The sequence below is a fragment of the Rhizobium redzepovicii genome (assembly GCF_019793435.1).
Taxonomy (GTDB): Bacteria; Pseudomonadota; Alphaproteobacteria; order Rhizobiales; family Rhizobiaceae; genus Rhizobium; species Rhizobium redzepovicii.
The window spans coordinates 1-721 of the sequence record NZ_JAILYH010000068.1; the positions used below are offsets into that span (position 1 = coordinate 1).

The 721-nt window shown below is 59.6% G+C and carries 1 protein-coding gene; it reads left to right on the top strand.

Annotation, left to right across the window (positions count from 1 at the left end):
• Positions 1–717: porin (locus tag K6N12_RS33595; protein WP_222149177.1), on the top strand; the 717-nt coding region annotated here is incomplete at its 5' end.
• Between the last annotated feature and the right edge of the window lie 4 nt (positions 718–721).

The window sequence follows — 721 nt, forward strand, 5'->3', positions numbered from 1 at the left end:
GGTCCGCTGACCGGCGTCATCGTCATGCAGTTCAATGCTGACAACGCCTCGGATCAGGACGCCATCCTCGACTCCGCTTACCTCGACGTCGCGGGCTTCCGCGCCGGTCTGTTCTACAGCTGGTGGGACGATGGTCTCTCGGGTGAAACCGACGACATCGGCTCGATCGTAACGCTGCACAACTCCCTCCGCTATCAGTACGAAAGCGGCACCTTCTACGCCGGCATCAGCGTCGACGAACTGGAAGACGGCTTCTACAAGACGGACGAAGAGCCGAACAACGTCGGCGTTGCCTTCGGCGTTGGCGGCACTGCCGGCGCGTTCAGCTACCAGATCACCGGCGGCTGGGACTTCGACAACGAAGACGGCGCTGTCCGTGCAATGGGTACGGTTGAAATCGGTCCCGGTACGCTCGGCCTCGCTGCCGTATACTCTTCCGGCCCGAACTCCTACTACTCCGCAGCTGAATGGGCTGTCGCTGCCGAATACGCTATCAAGGCAACCGACAAGCTCAAGATCACTCCTGGCGTCCAGTACTACGGTGACTACTACGTTGCTGGCGACGACTTCAGCGATGGCGATGCCTGGAAGGTCGGTCTGACGGTTGATTACCAGATCGTCGACAACTTCTACGCCAAGGCTTCGGTTCAGTACCTCGATCCGGAAGATGCAGACGACTCCACTTCGGGCTACTTCCGCCTGCAGCGTTCGTTCTAATCTG